At 62.8% G+C, this 17,010-nt stretch carries 16 protein-coding genes; 7 read left to right on the plus strand and 9 right to left on the minus strand.

Annotation, left to right across the window (positions count from 1 at the left end; translation table 11 throughout):
* The coding region (locus tag BRAS3843_RS41485) for a hypothetical protein (RefSeq protein WP_008969479.1) at positions 1 to 255 on the plus strand (255 nt) is incomplete at its 5' end.
* Positions 256 to 1,129: 874 nt separating this feature from the next.
* Here the strand turns inward: BRAS3843_RS41485 and BRAS3843_RS13590 are convergent.
* From BRAS3843_RS13590 to BRAS3843_RS13615, 5 genes are all read right to left on the minus strand, one after another.
* Entirely contained in the window at positions 1,130 to 2,287 is a 1,158-nt protein-coding gene (locus tag BRAS3843_RS13590) for a DUF418 domain-containing protein (RefSeq protein WP_244425287.1), read from the minus strand.
* 866 nt (positions 2,288 to 3,153) lie between these two features.
* Positions 3,154 to 4,665: an exopolyphosphatase gene (ppx, locus tag BRAS3843_RS13600; RefSeq protein WP_008969482.1), complete on the minus strand. Its 1,512-nt coding sequence runs from the start codon at positions 4,663 to 4,665 to the stop codon at positions 3,154 to 3,156.
* A 30-nt stretch (positions 4,666 to 4,695) separates the two neighbouring features.
* Positions 4,696 to 6,876 carry an RNA degradosome polyphosphate kinase gene (locus BRAS3843_RS13605; protein ID WP_008969483.1) on the minus strand — a complete coding sequence of 727 codons (2,181 nt, stop codon included), beginning with the start codon at positions 6,874 to 6,876 and terminating at the stop codon, positions 4,696 to 4,698.
* A gap of 108 nt (positions 6,877 to 6,984) precedes the next feature.
* On the minus strand, positions 6,985 to 7,686 hold the full coding sequence (locus BRAS3843_RS13610; RefSeq protein ID WP_008969484.1) for a DnaA/Hda family protein: 702 nt from the start codon (positions 7,684 to 7,686) through the stop codon (positions 6,985 to 6,987).
* A gap of 45 nt (positions 7,687 to 7,731) precedes the next feature.
* Positions 7,732 to 8,286, minus strand: coding sequence for a CDP-alcohol phosphatidyltransferase family protein (locus BRAS3843_RS13615; RefSeq protein WP_008969485.1), 555 nt, complete (start codon positions 8,284 to 8,286; stop codon positions 7,732 to 7,734).
* Positions 8,287 to 8,435: 149 nt separating this feature from the next.
* Here BRAS3843_RS13615 and purM point away from each other — a divergent pair, with 149 nt between their 5' ends.
* A complete protein-coding gene (gene purM, locus BRAS3843_RS13620; RefSeq protein ID WP_008969486.1) occupies positions 8,436 to 9,509 on the plus strand; it encodes a phosphoribosylformylglycinamidine cyclo-ligase in 1,074 nt (357 codons plus the stop codon).
* Positions 9,510 to 9,513: 4 nt separating this feature from the next.
* Positions 9,514 to 10,182 (plus strand): phosphoribosylglycinamide formyltransferase, encoded by a 669-nt coding sequence (purN, locus tag BRAS3843_RS13625; protein WP_008969487.1) that lies wholly within the window; start codon positions 9,514 to 9,516, stop codon positions 10,180 to 10,182.
* Between the two features lie 197 nt (positions 10,183 to 10,379).
* On the opposite strand, the gene BRAS3843_RS13630 is transcribed toward purN, so the two are convergent.
* Entirely contained in the window at positions 10,380 to 10,589 is a 210-nt protein-coding gene (locus BRAS3843_RS13630; RefSeq protein ID WP_008969488.1) for a cold-shock protein, read from the minus strand.
* A 352-nt stretch (positions 10,590 to 10,941) separates the two neighbouring features.
* Between BRAS3843_RS13630 and BRAS3843_RS13635 the strand changes: the two genes are divergently transcribed.
* Positions 10,942 to 12,093, plus strand: coding sequence for an autotransporter outer membrane beta-barrel domain-containing protein (locus tag BRAS3843_RS13635; RefSeq protein WP_008969489.1), 1,152 nt, complete (start codon positions 10,942 to 10,944; stop codon positions 12,091 to 12,093).
* Positions 12,094 to 12,118: 25 nt separating this feature from the next.
* Here BRAS3843_RS13635 and BRAS3843_RS13640 read toward each other — a convergent pair whose 3' ends face one another.
* The gene (locus BRAS3843_RS13640) at positions 12,119 to 13,165 is read right to left on the minus strand and encodes a LysR family transcriptional regulator (RefSeq protein WP_008969490.1); all 1,047 of its coding nucleotides are present in this window, start codon (positions 13,163 to 13,165) and stop codon (positions 12,119 to 12,121) included.
* 53 nt (positions 13,166 to 13,218) lie between these two features.
* Between BRAS3843_RS13640 and BRAS3843_RS13645 the strand changes: the two genes are divergently transcribed.
* Genes BRAS3843_RS13645 through BRAS3843_RS13655 form a run of 3 tightly spaced genes read left to right on the plus strand, consistent with a single transcriptional unit; the run spans position 13,219 to position 15,036 of the window.
* Complete coding sequence (locus BRAS3843_RS13645) at positions 13,219 to 13,845, plus strand: hypothetical protein (RefSeq protein WP_008969491.1); 627 nt, start codon at positions 13,219 to 13,221, stop codon at positions 13,843 to 13,845.
* On the plus strand, positions 13,832 to 14,458 hold the full coding sequence (locus BRAS3843_RS13650) for a GNAT family N-acetyltransferase (protein ID WP_008969493.1): 627 nt from the start codon (positions 13,832 to 13,834) through the stop codon (positions 14,456 to 14,458). The genes BRAS3843_RS13645 and BRAS3843_RS13650 overlap by 14 nt, the downstream gene beginning before the upstream one ends.
* Positions 14,455 to 15,036 carry an isochorismatase family protein gene (locus BRAS3843_RS13655; protein WP_008969494.1) on the plus strand — a complete coding sequence of 194 codons (582 nt, stop codon included), beginning with the start codon at positions 14,455 to 14,457 and terminating at the stop codon, positions 15,034 to 15,036. The genes BRAS3843_RS13650 and BRAS3843_RS13655 overlap by 4 nt, the downstream gene beginning before the upstream one ends.
* Before the next feature lie 21 nt (positions 15,037 to 15,057).
* On the opposite strand, the gene BRAS3843_RS41490 is transcribed toward BRAS3843_RS13655, so the two are convergent.
* Positions 15,058 to 15,231, minus strand: coding sequence for a hypothetical protein (locus BRAS3843_RS41490; RefSeq protein ID WP_008969495.1), 174 nt, complete (start codon positions 15,229 to 15,231; stop codon positions 15,058 to 15,060).
* 296 nt (positions 15,232 to 15,527) lie between these two features.
* Positions 15,528 to 16,679, minus strand: coding sequence for a ribonuclease D (gene rnd / locus BRAS3843_RS13660; protein ID WP_008969497.1), 1,152 nt, complete (start codon positions 16,677 to 16,679; stop codon positions 15,528 to 15,530).
* Positions 16,680 to 17,010: the final 331 nt, after the last annotated feature.

Here is a 17,010-nt window from a genome sequence, read left to right on the forward strand (position 1 = left end):
ATGACCGTCAAGCCGGGCACGTTTCGCGGTATGCTGAATGCGGGGCCAAATGCTGGCCAGCAATTCTCCATCGAGGGGGATAGCAGGTTGTTCCGGGTCTCCGATGATGGAAAGAGGCTTGCAGCTGCGATAGACAAGCCCTTCGTCCAGAAAATCAGCTTCTCGGGATCGTCTGAGCCTGTTTCACGAGTCTGCACGGCGATCAGCAATCAGTCGCTGATCAACGAATCCGTCACGGTGGGGACTGCCAGGTGACAGGCTGATTGCGATCGGCGCCTTACGCAAGGTTCGGCGCAGGCTCTGACGCCTGCGCCGCTTCCACGTACAAGGCTCGATACCGGACAAGAGTCCGATATCGATACGGGATCGCCGGTCAGCGACGATTGCGCGTCGCCAAATCTCTATACCGGCAATCTCCGAAAAGTGGGGGTTCACCACGCCGCCGTGAACCACACCGAAAATGACATCAAAACGATAAGTAAGCCCGAACTGGCTGCACAATCGGCCACAGAAGAGGTCTCGATAACGTCAGCGCATACAGCGCTGCCTGCGGTCAGTCTAATAAGGAAAGGACATCGCATGCATCCGTTCGTCATGGCCATCGCTACGGCCACCCAAATGTTTGCGCCCGTTTCCGATGCCGTCCCGAAACTCAACGTCGAAGCGACCTGCAGAGGGTCGGTCGAGGCCGATAAAGAGATGGGTTTGAGCTTACCTCAAAGCTTCGACAAATGTATGAGGGACGAGAACTCCGCGCGTGAGCAATTAGGTCCGATTTGGTCTTCGTATCCCTCGACTGTCAGGACCCAGTGTGAGGGAGAGGCGATAAGCGCAGGCGAAGCGAGCTATGTAGATCTATTGACCTGTCTTCAAATGAATGATGGGTCAGTCACGACGTCGGTAACTACGTTGAGAGGCGCGAGCAAAAAGAAGAGAACTTCAAAATAGCCGGTGCTAACGGCCTTGCCGAATGGACTGCACGTCCCGGACCTTCCGGTCTGCGCCCGCGATGCCGGCTTCCGGGCCTCGACCGGAAATAAGCAGTCGGGGGACCGACAGGCCGCTTTGACCCTGGCTGTGTGAAAAGTCTTATTGCACACAACCAAGACCGCGGACCTTGGACCGTGCACTAAATGGAGCTGGTGAGTGGTGCAATCGACATCGGCTGCATGGTGCCATACATCAGCGTTCGCCATAGCCATTCGACCGGGCCGTATCGGTAGCGGCCCAGCCACCACGCACTGAAGAATATCTGAGCGATGTAGACGGCGAGGCCGATGACGAGCGCTTTTGCTGCACCGATCGAACCGAACAGCCCAAGGCCGTATCCATAGAAAATCCAACCGAAAATCAGGGACTGGGCGAGGTAGTTTGTGAACGCCATCCGCCCCAGCGGCACAGCCCAGCCCAGCAATGCCTTTCCGCTCGTCAGGTTTGCGATCGCAAGGATCGCCGCGCCGTAGCCAAGTGCCAGCGCAATTGTGCCGACGGGCGTCGCGAGCCTGCCGATACCCGTGACCGCGACGAAGCTGCTCGAACCTGAAAGGACAAGAAGGGCGCCGAGACCGATGCAGACGACGGCTGTCGAGAACAGGAGTACACGATGGGGTGTGCGCAGGACGCCGCTGCGCCAAACGAACGCACCGAACAGAAACAGCCCCAAGGTGCGCGGCAACATGTAAACGTGCAGGGGAACGAATAGTGGGATTTCGCGAAGTCGGAATGCCAATACATCGCCGAAGCTCCCCGTTGCATAAATCTGATTGGCCTCCTGCACGTCGCGCTGGATCGAAGTGAAGCTGGGAAATAGTCCAGCCGGCGGCCATACCTGCATCGCGAGATACACCCCGAGGAACGCCGCCGCGCCACCCGCCAGAAGCCAGCGGGGACCGAATAGAAACGGCAGGACGATCAGACCAGCGAGCGCATATTCGGTGAGGATGTCGCCGTTCCAGATCAGACACAGGTGGATGAGTCCGAACGCCAGAAGGACGATCAGGCGGCGAAATAACAGAACAGCGCGGCGTGGAGATTCGGAAAGATGCTCGAATTGAATGGCAAGCCCTATCCCGAAAAGGAGGGAAAAGAGAGCAAATGCCTTCAGATCGACAGCCAGCATCAAAACAGTCTCAACGGCCCGGTCGAGTGGAGCTGCAGGCGGGACGGCGGACAGGAACTGCTCGAAAATCGAAACGCGGAATTCCATGACCAGATTGATTGCTAGAACGCCGAGCAGTGCGACGCCGCGGAGCGCGTCGATACTGTCGATACGGTCCGATGGGTTCACCGGGCCAGGGCGTTCGTCACGGACGAGAGCGCGGGACATTGCACGGCGATTATAGATTGTAGGACGAATTTGGATAGATGCTCATGTCGGGTTCTGGCCCCCCGGACCATCCGGTCTGCGCCCGCGCGGATGGCTCTTCGCTAACGGGGGACGTGCCTCACATCGGGAGTGTTCGCTATCGGCCGAGACGATCGAGCAGGGCAGATCGATCTAGCCGACCCGCGGTCGCGGGAAGCGGGAAGAATTCGTCCTGATCGCGCGCGCCAAAACACGAAGTTCGCCAGCGATTCCAACGCGACTCGGCGTGTCCAGTCCCGCCGCGAAAAATTTCCTTGTTTCTTATTTTCAGAAATCGTGGTTGTCTATCGGCATCCCGCCTCATCACGGAGGGGCGTTGCGCGCGATCGTCACGACACGCGGGGCGGGGAGGCGGTGGCCGCAAAACATCGGGAGCGCTCGCTGGGCGCGGACGAACGATGGTTTGCGGACGGTGAAGCCGCGTGGTCCTGGCGCCTCGGTGCTGGCGCTAAGTTCGCGGCGATGCAACTCGACATCGCTTTGCGATGCGAGGGCATCGCGCGGATGACGGGGGCAAGACAGCCGATCCCCGGGGAGAGCGCGGAGTAAGCCGTAAGCCCATCGCGCAGGGAATGCCGGTTGATCGGCTGCACCTGTGGTGACTGCCGCCTGCTTTCTTTGTTGCAGGCGGGCCATGGGTGAGGCCTTCACCCGGCATTCCCTGCGCCCTCTGCACTTCGAGGGTCAATTAGAACAAGCGCAACTCGGGCAAACATGCCGCGAGAACGCCATCGCACGTCGAATTGGGCTCTCGCATGTCCTGCATTGCTAGCACTGTGGATCGAGATCTAGCTCAGCACCACCGACCCGCTGCGGCCGACCAGGCGCGCCAGTTGCTTGAAGCGGCCGCCGACGCGGTCGGCGATCAGATCGACCATCCGATGTTCGAACACCAGCATCAGCTCGTCCCCGCGGGTGCGGAAATGCGTCGCCGGCAGCACGCCGGGCCGGGCGGCCGAGACCAGATGGGCGACGCGGAAGGCTGTGCCCAAAATCCTGGCACGTTCGATCTGGTCTTTCGGCAGGCGCCGCATCAGCGTCGGCGGCGCGGCCTCGTTGCGAAAGCCCTCATAACGAAAGAACACCGACAGCGCGACGAAGATGCGCCCCTCATGGCTGATCGAGCCGAAATTGCCGTTGAGGATCAGGCCATAGGTCTCTTCGCCGCGATGATCCGGATGCATCCGCCAGCCGATATCCGACAGCAGGCAGGCGGCGTGACGCAGCCGTTTCTCTTCCTCGGTCTCGGCGAGGTGCGCGACGCGGACCAGCCGGTCGGTCCACTCGATCAGCTCGCGGGCGTGGCGGGCCGATCGCGACAGCAGTTCGTTCAAGGTCTGGGCGGCGCTGAGCAGCCCATCCAGGCTGCGTTCCTTCTCGGAAAGCTTGGCGTAGAGCAGGCCCTCGCGCACGCCATAGGTCGAGAACACGATGGTCTTCGGCCGTGCAACGCGGATGATGAATTCCAGCACCAGCGCCGCGTAGGCGAGCAGCGGCCGCCGCGCTTCTGCTACGGCCTCGATATCGGCGAGCATGTCGGCAGCCGCAAGCTCGCGCAGGCGGCGGGCAAAGTCGAGCGCCGGCGCGGCCGGAATGGAATAGCCATGCATGACGCTGAGCGGATAGCCGCTCTGGATGATGTGGATCTTTGCCAGCGCGCGCCAGGTGCCGCCGACCGCGTAGAAGGTGCGGCCTTGGCCGGCCACGAGTTGCGGCAGATCCGCCAGCGCGTCGCGAACGATCCGCTCGGCTTTCTTGAGGGATTTCTCAGCGAGATCCTGCAGCGCGAGCCCGCCGAGCGGCAGCGTCACGCCGCTATGGACCTGGTGGCCGCGGACATCGATCAGCTCGAGCGAGCCACCGCCGAGATCGCCGACGACGCCGTCCGGCTTATGGAGGCCGGAGACGACGCCGAGCGCCGAATAGCGCGCCTCCTCGGTGCCCGACAGGATCTGAATCCTGACGCCGCAGATCTTCTCGGCGCGCGCGATGAAATCGGGACCGTTGGAGGCGTCGCGGCAGGCGGCGGTGGCGATTGCAAAGACGCGCCCGACCTGCTGCACCTTGCACAGCGCGCGGAAGCGCGTCAGCGCCGTGAGCGCCTTGTCGACGGCATCGGTCGCGAGCAGGCCGGTGGTCTGGACCTCGCGTCCCAGGCCGCACAACGCCTTTTCGTTGAACACGGTGACGAGGCTGCGCTCCATCGCCTGATAGACGACGAGACGGACCGAATTCGAGCCGATATCGATGACGCCGACGCTTGGGGTCCGCGCCGGCGCTCGCTTGCGGGCCCGCTTCACAGGAGGTTTCCGCGATTCGAGACAGTCACGTCACTTGCGGCGCGTGAGGCGGCGGGGCGAAGATTCCTTGAGCGACTTTCCACGACCGGACAGACTTGGGTTTGTCATGAAATAGTTATGCAGATTGAACGGCTCCTCGCCGGCCGCGGCCTTCATACGCGTTGACGATCCGTCCGGCAACAACTGCCAGCTCTGTTCGGTATCGATGAGGTTTGCAACCATGATCTGTTCGAGCACCTGCTGGTGCACCGTCGGGTTCTGCATCGGGCAGAGCACCTCGACGCGGCGGTCGAGATTGCGCGGCATCATGTCGGCCGAGGAAATATATACCGCCGCTTTCGCGCTCGGCAGACCATGTCCCATGCCGAAGCAGTAGATGCGGCCATGCTCCAGGAAACGGCCGATGATGGATTTGACGCGGATGTTGTCCGACAGCCCCGGAAGGCCCGGGCGCAGGCAGCAGATGCCGCGGACCACGAGATCAATCACGACGCCGGCCTGCGAGGCCTCGTACAGTGCATCGATGATGTCGGGATCGACCAGCGAGTTCATCTTCATCCAGATCGCGGCCGGCTTGCCTTGCCGGGCGAAATGGATCTCCCCATGGATGTGCTCGATGATGCGCTTGCGCAGCGTGAGCGGCGACACCGCCATCTTCTCGATGTCGATCGGCTCGGCATAGCCGGTGATGTAGTTGAACACGCGCGTCACATCGCGGCCGATCACGGGATCGGAGGTGAAATAGGAGAGATCGGTGTAGATGCGCGCGGTGACCGGGTGATAGTTGCCGGTGCCGGTATGCACATAAGTGGTGAGGCTGCCGCCCTCGCGGCGCACGACCATCGACAGCTTGGCGTGGGTCTTCAGCTGCAGGAAGCCGTACACCACCTGCACGCCGGCGCGTTCGAGGTCGCGCGCCCAGCGGATGTTGGCCTCTTCGTCGAAGCGCGCTTTCAGCTCGATCAGTGCGGTCACCGACTTGCCGGCCTCGGCGGCCTCCGCCAGCGTGCGCACGATCGGGGAGTTGTTGGAGGTGCGGTACAGCGTCTGCTTGATCGCGACCACGTCGGGGTCGCGCGCCGCCTGCTGCAGGAACTGCACGACGACGTCGAAGGATTCGTAAGGATGATGGACGATCAGGTCCTTCTGACGGATCGCCGCGAAGATGTCGCCGCCATGCTCGCGGACGCGCTCGGGGTGGCGCGGCACATAGGGCTGGAATTCGAGATCGGGGCGGTCGACGCGGGTCAGCTGCGACAGCTCGTTCATGGCGAGCACGCCGTCGACCAGGAACACCTCGTCGTCGGTCGTGGACAGCGCCTCCTGCACGAACGAGCACAGCTCCTCCGGCATGTTGGCCTCGATCTCAAGCCGGATCACCGACCCGCGGCGGCGGCGCTTCAGCGCGGTCTCGAACAGCCGCACCAGGTCTTCGGCCTCTTCCTCGATCTCGATTTCGGAGTCTCTGATGATGCGGAAGGCGCCCTGGCCCTTCACCGTGTAGCCGGGGAAGAGCCGGCCGATGAACAGTCCGGTGGCCTGCTCCAGCGTGATCAGGCGCACGCCGCCATCCTTGGCGCCGGGGAAGCGGATGAAGCGGTCGAGCTTGCCGGGCATGCGGATCAGCGCATTCATTGCCTTGCCGTCGGAGACGCGCATCAACTGCAGCGCCACCGTGAAGCCGAGGCTCGGAATGAAGGGGAAGGGGTGCGCGGGGTCGATCGCGAGCGGCGTCAGCAGCGGGAAGATGTTGGCGAGGAAGTGATCCTCGATCCAATGGCGCTCGGTCTTGGTGAGATCCTGGCCATCGACCAGCACCACGCCGACCTCGGCGAGCACGCGGCGCAGATCGCGCCAGATCGCCTGCTGGTCGGATGCAAGCTGCGATACGCTTTCATTGATGACCTTGAGCTGCTCCAGCGGGGTCAGCCCGTCAGGGCTGCGTTCCGCAATGCCTTCGCGCACCTGGGCGCGGATGCCGGCGACGCGGACCATGAAGAATTCATCAAGGTTGTTGGCGGAAATCGACAGGAACCGCACCCGCTCCAGCGCCGGATGGCGCGGATTGACCGATTCCTCCAGCACGCGCCGATTGAAATGGAGCCAGGAGAGTTCGCGATTGATGAAGCGCTCGGGGCGCGTTGCGATCTCCAGCGATGCTGCGGGCACCGCTTCTTTCTCATTGATTTCAGTAGCTTGCGCGGATTCCATGAGAAATCGATCCATTGTGAGGAAGAGTCGGATCCGACCGCCGCGGGCAGGGCGGGCGATCATCCGTTGACGCGTCCGGGCCCATTGATGTTCCCCCGGCAGACCGCGTCAAGATGCGGGAGGCGCCGACCCATCATGTTTTCGCAGCAATTCGCCGGCGAGCGCCCGCGTCACCGGCCGGCCGAGGCGCAGCGATTCGGCATCGAGTTGAGCAACGGCCTGGCGGGCGGCGGCGTAGGAGCGTTCGATCCGGGTCGCGAGATAGCTCACCACCGTCTCATCCACGGCCAGCTGCCGGTCGGCACACAGTTTCACGATCAACGCCCGAAACAGCTGGTCATCAGGCGGCAGCAATTCGATCGCCGGAATGGCGCGCAGCCGCGAGCGCAGATCGTTCAGCGCGATCGGCAGCGACGCGGGCGCCTCGCGGGTTGTGATCAGGACATACGCTTCGTCCTGGCGCGCGAGGTTGAGCAGATGGAACAAAGCGCGCTCGTCGATCTCGCGGGCCTTGAGATCCTCCAGCACCAGCGCGCCGGTGGCGAGCGCGCCGGGAACGGCGGCAGCATCGAGCGCTTGCGCAGAGAGCGAGCGCGCGCCGGCCTGTTCGGCCCAGATCGCGGCGAGGTGGCTTTTGCCGGATCCGTCCGGCCCGACCAGGAACATGGCTCTCGCCGGCCATTCCGGCCAGGCATCGACGAGCGCAAGGCCCGCGGCATTGCCGGGCCCTTCGAGAAAATTGTCTCGCGAGAGGCTTTCGGCATGCGGCAGTGCCAGCGCCAATTGGCGGGGAGGCGTGTGGCCGGCCACGTCAGATCTGCTCCGTCTCGAATCGATCGTTCCGGGAAATGTGGTTCATCTCGGTTCGATGGTGTTCATGTGGCGTACCCACTCGACCAGATAAAGCGCCACGGAGACGAGCGTAAAGACCGTCACAAGTGCCATCAGAACGACATCATAGGGAGCCGGCTGAAATCCGAAACCGAGCGAGGCGAGCACGAGGCCGGCGAATCCGACCTGCGCAACGGTGTTGAGCTTCGACACCATCAGCGGGCGGATCGCAACGGGCTTGTCGAACAGCCAGGAGACGATCACGGCAGCCACGATCATGATGTCGCGCGAGACCACAAGAATCACGATCCAGCGCGGGATGGCACCCCAAATGCCAAGCGCGACGAAGATCGAGACCAGGAGAGCCTTGTCAGCGAGCGGATCGAGCAGAGCGCCTAGTTCGGAACGGAGGTTGAAATGCTTGGCGAGGTAGCCGTCGACGGCGTCGCTGACGCCGGCCACGACGAACACTGCAAACGCGATCTCCATCTGGCTGGAGGCAATGGCCCAGACCACGATCGGAACCAGCAGGATGCGTCCCAATGTGATCAGGTTGGGGAGGGAATGGGGAATGGTCACGCCACGCGTCCCGGCTGCGAACAAATCGTCCGATTCTCAAGGCGGGGAGAACCGGCTGCATCAACATAGTATGGGGATCGATGGCTTGCGAGCCATTGCGCGGGCGCGGAATTCGACGTAACCAGCGGGCGAAACTAAGGGTTTTTACCATGGCCGAGCGCAAGAACGGGCTCACTTATGCGGATTCGGGCGTCGACATCGATGCCGGCAACCGCCTGGTCGATCTGATCAAGCCGATGGTTCGCGCCACTGCGCGCCCCGGCGCCGATGCCGAAATCGGCGGCTTTGGCGGGCTGTTCGACCTGAAGGCCGCCGGCTTCAAGGATCCCGTCCTGGTCGCGGCGACCGATGGCGTCGGCACCAAGGTGAAGATCGCGATCGAGACCGGGCTGCACGCCGGCATCGGCATCGATCTCGTCGCCATGTCGGTCAACGACCTCGTGGTGCAGGGCGCCGAACCCCTGTTCTTCCTGGATTACTTCGCCTGCGGCAAGCTCGATCCCGAAACCACGGCCTCCATCGTGGCGAGCATCGCGGAAGGCTGCCGGGAGTCCGGTTGCGCGCTGATCGGCGGCGAGACCGCGGAGATGCCCGGCCTCTACAAGGATGGCGATTACGATCTCGGCGGCTTTGCGGTCGGTGCGGCCGAACGCGGCACGTTGTTACCATCAGCTGATATCAGCGCAGGCGATGCCGTCATTGGGCTCGCCTCGTCCGGCGTGCACTCCAATGGCTTCTCGCTGGTGCGCAAGATTGTCGCGCAATCCGGCCTGGGCTTCGATGCGCAGGCGCCGTTTGCGCCGGTAATGACGCTGGGCGGCGCGCTGCTGGCGCCGACGCGGCTTTACGTCAAATCGTGCCTGCGGGCGATCCGCGAGACCGGTGCGGTGAAGGGCCTGGCCCATATCACCGGCGGCGGCTTCACCGACAACATTCCGCGCGTGCTGCCGAAGCAGCTCGGCGTGTCGATCGACCTGAACCGCCTGCCGGTGCTGCCGGTGTTCAAATGGCTCGCGGAGCAGGGCGGCATTGCCGAGCTGGAATTGCTGCGCACCTTCAACTGCGGCATCGGCATGATCGCGATCGTGCGGGCGGACGCGGTGAAGGCGGTCAGCGAGGTTCTCACAGCCAATGGCGAGAGCGTCACGCTGCTGGGTGAAGTGATCCCGGCTGAGGGCGAGCAGCGCGTCGTCTATAGCGGTCAGCTGGACCTGTCGCGGTGAAGCCATGAAGCGGCGTGTCGCGATTCTGATTTCTGGCCGCGGGTCGAACATGGCGGCGCTGGTCCGCGCGGCGGCCGTGAGCGATTTTCCCGCTGAGGTCGCGGTGGTGATCTCGAACCGCGCCGATGCGGCGGGCCTGCAATGGGCAGCGGAGCAGAAGGTCCCGACGCTGGTGATCGAGAGCAAGCCGTTCGGCAAGGACCGCGCCGGTTTCGAGGCCGTGCTGCAGCAGGCGCTCGATCAGCGCGGCATCGAGCTGATCTGCCTGGCCGGGTTCATGCGCCTGTTCACGGCGGAGTTCGTGCAGCGCTGGCATGGCAGGATGCTCAACATCCATCCGTCGCTGCTGCCGTCGTTTCCAGGGCTCGACCCGCACGGCCAGGCGCTGCGCGCCGGCGTGAAGATCTCAGGTGCTACCGTGCATTTCGTCATTCCCGAGACGGACGCCGGACCGATCGTGATGCAGGGCGCGGTCCCGGTCGGTGATGACGACACGGCGGAGATGCTTTCTGCCCGGATACTGGAGGTTGAGCACCGCATCTATCCCGAAGCGCTGCGGCTGCTGGCGATGGGGCAGGTGCGCATGGAGGGGGATCTCTGCAGGACCGCAACAGCCGGTCCGCAAGGCCAGGCGCTGATCTGGCCGGCGTCCGGCGGCGAGCGCGCCGGCTAAACAAAAATCCCCCGGGCGAAGCCGGGGGAGGGCTCAGGGCGGCGCATGCAGGCCGCACGAAGTTTGACCGATCGGCCAGATGCGAAGCATCGGCAGATCCGGTGATGAAGTATCTTTCGGAACGCGACGAGCGCCGCGGTCCGTCCGGGTGATCGTGCACAAGTGATAGTGCAAGCGAATGGCGTGCTGAGTTCGGCTCAGGACACCTTCAGATTCTCGGCCGACGTCTTGCCGCGGCTGTCCACAAGATCGTATTCGACAGCCTGGTTTTCATTGAGCGTGGTCAAGCCCGCGCGCTCCACGGCGGAGATATGGACGAAGACGTCCTTGTCGCCACCTGCCGGTTTGATGAACCCATATCCCTTGGTTGGGTTGAACCATTTGACGGTGCCTTTGTACATCGGCATCGTTGTCTCCTCGTCTAGACGAAAAAAAGACGCGGTCACGCGCGTTGCGTGCCACGCCACAAACGGGCTTCCCGAAGTCTGCTCAATTTCCGAAGTCGCGAAACGCACAGTCGAACGGCCAGATCCGATTGTACTGGAGATTGCAACACGAATTTCGCCCGATAGCAAGATTTGGGCGCAGGTGAGGACGACGGGCAACGGACCGCTCAATTTCGAGGGTTGTGACCAGGGAACCACATTGGCTGCGAATGCCGCCGCCGGGCGGCGAGAGCAATTGACCCCCCAGCGGAACTGCGGGCAAATCGGTCGATCGCAACTGTCAGATTTCGATATTGCGCCCGGACGAGCACCGATGCGCGGCGGATTGCAGCCCTCAGCGGCTCAGATGATCGGCACCGGCACCCGCTGGCTGGCCGCGGCCGCCGTTGGTTGCGCTGCGATAGTGGCCTGCGGTTCCGGCTTGGCCGCGGAGGTCTCGGCATCGCCCACTCCGACCCCCAGCCCGAGCCCGTCGCCATCCCCCGTCCCGGTCCCCAGCCCGACCGCCGGCAATGCCACGCTTGCGACCGGCCAGACGGTGTTGGACCTGGGCTCAGGCTTTCTCGCGCGCCTCGGCAACCAGGCCACAAACGGCGCGGGCAGGGGCTTGCGGACCAATCCGGGCGGGGGCGGCGCCTCCGAGGCGGTCGAGGCGTCGCAGTTTCGCACCTGGGGTGAGGCGTACGGCATCTGGGCCAGAACCAGTGCTCAGGGGAGCTTCGTTGGCGATACCCGGACCACGGCGGGCGGAGTTGCCGGGATCGGTGCGCGGCTGGGGCTGGGCGTCAATGTCGGGATCTCGGTCGACCAAAGCCGGACCAGTGTCGATGTGCCCTTGGCGTTGCAATCGGCGAGTCTCGACCTCACGCAGATCGGCTTCAACGCCTCGATCGACCGGGGTCCATGGACCTGGGCCATGGCCCTGGTGCATGGCGTCGGTGATATCAATTCACGCCGGGATACCAGCCTGGGCGCGGCGACTGCCGGCTATGGCGCTCATCTCACCGGCGTCCTCACCGAGCTCGACTACTACTGGACCTTCGCGCAGAGCCGGATCGTTCCGAAAGTCGCGTTCGAATATGCGCGGGCAACGAGCAGTGCTTTCCAGGAAACCGGCGGTCTCGACCCGCTCGCGGCGAGCCGGACATCGCTGGAGCGCGCCCGCGTTCTCGTCGGGGCCGAGATCGGGCACTACGTCGTGGTCGACGGCAGGCTCCTCGACCTTTCGGCCTATGGCAAATTCGTCGACAATTTTTCGCAAAATCTCGGCCTGCTCACCGTCAGCCTGGGCACGCAAAGCATCGCGCTGCAGGGGATCGGGGAGGGGCGCTACGGCGCCGACGCCGGTGCTGCCGCATCGCTGTCGCTGAGCAACACGGCCAGACTCTATCTGAACTACGATGCGAAATTCCGCGCCGCCTTGCAGTCGCACCAGGGCACCTTCGGCGTCGAGGTGAGCTGGTAGCCCGACAAAATTTCCGTGTATTCGGCTACATCGATCCGGCGGCGGCGTAGCCGGCCATTCCAAAGCTGTTTCGCGAACTGCTCATCAAAGGCACCAGGTCATTCGGGTGGATGAACTCGTCCCGAAAGCACGGATAGATCTTCGGATCGAAAATCTTCCTGAGCCAATCGATGACAATCTTGTGTCGGTCGGAGTTTCGAAACTCCTTGTGGTAGGTCAGCCAGAGATCCGCATGATGCTTGAAGCCGTCCATATCTACGGCGACGAGGGGCGCTCCCAAGGCGATTGACGATGTGGGCAGGAAGCCGATCCCCGCGCCTCTTTCGACCGCGTAGAGAACCCCGATGCTGGAGTTTGTCTTGATCCCGACCACGCCCTGGAGCGACGGCAGCCCGAGGATGCGGGCATAGGCGCTGTCGTCCACCTGAGGGGCGTTCTGCTTGATGATCCTGTGGTTTCCGATTTCCGAAATGGAGGAAGGAGTTCCGTACAGCTTTTGATACGCTTCGGAGACGAACGGGTAGATGTGTAATCTCCCGAGTTTAGCGACGATGAGATCGGGGTTGGTCGGCGGTTCAAGCTGAATTGCGATATCGGATTCCAGTCGCGCGACGTCGGCCTGCTCCATCGCGCAGCGCAGATCCACGGTGATCTTCCGATAGGTCTTCTGAAAATCGATCAGTCTCGGAAGAATCCAGAAATTGCCGGGGCCTTCGGTGACGGCAACGCGCACGGTCCCGGCGACATCGGTCGCAGACTTGGCGGCGCGGCGGAAGATGTTGAAGGCGTGGCGTTCCATCTCCACCACGTCACCCATCATCGCGGCGCCTTCGTCGCTCAAGGTTAATCCGCTCTGATCACGCAAGAACAATTTGCAGCCAATCTTTTCTTCTAGTCGGTCGATCCTGCGCATGAGCGTGGTGCTCGTGACCTGCAGATCCTCGGCGGCGTTCCGGAAACTCTTGGATCTGGCGCAGGCCAGAAACGACTTCAGATCGTCCCAGGAGGCATCCAGAACCTCATCAGTTCGGTGCTGCACCGTTGCAGCACCCCGGTGCAATAGTTGCTGCATACAGGAAATCCTTGCCGATTATCGTATGACCCAAAGAGAGTGAGTGACGATAGATGCGCGATCCGGTTAAGGAAAGAGCCTCTTGGGTTGGTAGACATGATTTCGACTCGCTGCCAATCGACGCAGATGTCGAGGTGAGATGCGCGCGGTACGCTGAGCTGCCGGGCCTGGCCGACATGGCTCATCGTCTGGTGCCGGGGGTCGATATGACCGCGGACGTCCTCAGCAATTACTTCGCGTTCGATCCTGAGAGCATCCTGACGTTTAGCCGGCAGGGGAAGCTGCTTGGTGCGATCGCCTTCCTCTACCTCAACGACCGTGGACATGACGCGTTGCTGCTCGACGAGATCCGCCTGACGCAGCCAGAAATTGAGTTTCTGGCTGCCGGAAAGGAGGAGGTGTCGGCTATCTACATCTGGGCCTGCGCGATCACCGGGCGTGGCATTTCAGGCTACGGCAAGGTTGCGGAGCACTTGAGAAAGCCGCGCTACGTCAACGCTGACGTCTTTGCCCAGCCGTCGACCAAGGCCGGACGCGACTGGCTCGTCGCAACATGTTTCAAGCCGATACAGAGTTTCCAGCCCGATCTCTGGTGCTACGAGCGGGCCTGGAATCGCATCCCAATGTCCGTCGCGGTCTCGAAGTTACCAATCAGGAGTTGCGCAGATGCACGGCGTTAGAAGCTCTCTCCAGCCTGAACCACACCCGCGTGCAATATCGGTCCGCATCGCGCGTGATCCCAACGACCTGATGTTAGTGACCGCCATCCGTTCGGCGGTCTATTTGGCCGAGCAGGATTGTCCGATGGAAGAGGAGTTCGACGGCAATGATCTGGTTGCCGCGCATTTCATCGGCTTTGTCGGCAAGGAGCCGGCGGGATGCCTGCGGGTGCGCTTCTTCGGCGAGTTCGCAAAAGTCGAACGGCTCGCGGTGCGTCACCAATATCGTCGCTCGCGGCTCTCGTTCAAGCTGGTGCAGGCAAGCGTCGACTATGTTCGGCGCAAGGGCTTCCGCAGGATCTATGGCCAGGCGCAGGATCGCCTCGTCGACTTCTGGGCCCATTTCGGCGCAAAGCCGCTCGGACAAAATCGCAAGCTGACCTTCTCCGACTTTTCCTACACCGAGATGGTGCTCGAGCTCGAGCCGAGCGATGACGCGATCACGCTCGACAGCGATCCTTATGTGATCATCCGTCCCGAAGGTGATTGGGACCGGCCCGGCGTGCTCGACCTGTCGGCGAGCCGGCCGCCATCATCTCCGTTGCGCGGCGTTGCGGCGGTGGCGCGACCATGACCCATCCCCGTGACCTGCCGGGCGGAATCGAAGACGATCCGCCGGTGCTGATCTGTGCCGATCTGCAATGCGAATATCTTGCCGAGGGGCGAAAGCATCGGATCGCCGATGGCGACATGGTGATGCCGCGTTGCCTCGAACTGATGACGCTGTGGCGCGACAATCTCTGGCCGGTGATCCATCTGAAGCGGATCGCGCAGGCGGCCTGGTTCAACCCGGCTTCCAACCTGACCAATTGGATCGCGGAATTGAAGCCGCAGCCGGGAGAGCTCGCCTTCGAGCATCCGCTGCCGTCGGCCTATAGCTCCGCACGCTATGCCGAATACATGGCCAATATGCGCAGCATCCGCTGTGTCGTGCTCGGCTTTTCGCTCGACGAAACCATCCTGTCGACCGTCGTCGACGGCTTCCATCGCAGCCATCGTTATCAGGTGGTCGGCGATGCCGTGGCCTGCCGGAGGCCGGGTATCGACGACGTCGCGTCCTACAAGATTGTCGTCACCAAGGTGATCGGCAATTTCGCCGGCGTGGTGAAAGGCGCCGATCTGACCGGCGCCAGCGGCCAGATCGCGGTGTAAGTGGACCTGAGGATGGCGTGCTCACTTCGAAAGCCGTTCGGCGAGTTCGATCAGAACGCGCCGGTCCGAAGCTTCCTTGATCCTGTTGAAGGCGATGATCAGCCGCAGACCTTCGACAACGTTCAGATCGGCATGATTTTCCTGCAGCAGGCGCAGCAGCTTCTCTCGCGGCTGTTCGCAATCGTCTGTGCTCACGCATAAGCTCCAGAAACGAGAAGGTCATGGCGACCCGAGAGGATGAGCTCAAGGACTTGGCCCGAACTCTCCGGGCGGCCACCGAAAAAGCGCGTGAGCTCAACTTACCTACCAGCGCCTATATTCTGTCAATGGCCCTTGTCGAAGTTTCGCAGGCGCTCGCAGCCGAGCGTGGGACAGAAAACAGGCCGGAATAGGCCTTGTTGAGCTCTGTATTGGGCAGAAACGGTTTGCAATAAACTGGGTAAAGTTGCGCCGGCTTTGAAGGCACGCAGGCCGAGCACATGCAGCAGCGCTCAGCTGCCGCGGTCGACCCGGACCACACGGCCCTTCTCGATCGCGAGCGCAAGCTGGCCGTGCTTCAGCGCGAGTGCGGCCTCGCCGAACAATTCGCGACGCCAGCCGTGTAGCGCTGCAACATCGGCATTGTCGTCCAGCGCGATCTGCTCGAGATCGTCGACCGTTGCAATCACTTTGCTGGCGACGGCGTGACGCTCCGACGTCATCCGCAGCAACACCTTCAAGAGCTCGACGATGGCGGCGCCATTGGAATTGTTGCGCGGCTTCTCGAGCTTGGGCAGCGTGGCGGGATCACGCGCAACCCCGCGCTGCACGGCGGCCACAATGTCCGCGCCCCATTTCGAGCGCTCAAAACCCTTCGGCAGCGAGCGCAGGCCGCCGAGCTTCTCCACGCTTGTGGGCGCGTGGATGGCGATGTCGCCGACCGCATCGTCCTTGAGGACCCGGCTGCGCGGCACGTCGCGGCTCTGCGCCTCCTGCTCCCGCCAGGCGGCAACCTCCATGAGCACCGCCAATTCCTTCGGCTTGCGCACCCGCGTCTTGAGCCGCTCCCAGGCGCGTTCGGGGTGGAAGTCGTAGGTCCGGGGCGAGGTCAGCACCTCCATCTCCTCGCTGACCCAGTCGCTTCGTTTCCGTCGCTTCAGGTCGGCGTCGAGCGCTGCGAAGACGTCGCGCAGATGCGTGACGTCGGCCTCGGCGTAATGGATCTGCTCCTTGGTGAGGGGGCGGCGCGACCAATCGGTAAAGCGGTGCGTCTTGTCCGGGCGATGGCCGGTGATCCGCTCGACGAGCTGGTCGTAGGCGATGCTGTCGCCGTAACCGAGCACCATCGCGGCTACCTGGGTGTCGAAGATGGGGTGGGGCACGATGCTGGCGCGGTGCCAGATGATCTCGATGTCCTGGCGCGCGGCGTGGAACACCTTCAGCACGTTCTCGTCCGCCATCAGCGCGAAGAACGGCTTCAGATCGAGCCCTTCGGCGAGCGCATCGATCACGATTGCCTCGTCAGCGCTCGCCAACTGGACGACGCAGAGCAGGGGGTAATAGGTGGTTTCCCGCAGAAACTCGGTATCCACGGTGATGACGGGATGCCGGGCAAGGCGGGTACAGGCGGCTGCAAGGTCCGCAGTGGTGGTGATCAAATCCATGAACGATCCATGACGGGCTATGTTACGCCGTCGTCCGAAAGCGCTGATATGTCAAGCGCCTTGGCGCGAATTCGGGGCTTGCATTTCAGTCGGATCAGCAGCCAGCGCTCCGGAAAGCGCTTGTTGCGTGCGCGCTCAGGTTGAAGATCGCGGAGATGGAACGGCTAATGGTGGCGAACGCGGCCCGATGACCGGCGGCCGCAGGGCACGGCCAGCACGATGACGCAGAGCGCGATCATCGCCAAACCCATGAATTCGAAGACCAGAGCGTCCACGGCAATTCTCCCGACAGATCATGAGGATTGTCGGGGCGGCGTTGACCGTTTCTTAA

The sequence above is a fragment of the Bradyrhizobium sp. STM 3843 genome (genome assembly GCF_000239815.1).
Lineage (GTDB): Bacteria > Pseudomonadota > Alphaproteobacteria > Rhizobiales > Xanthobacteraceae > Bradyrhizobium.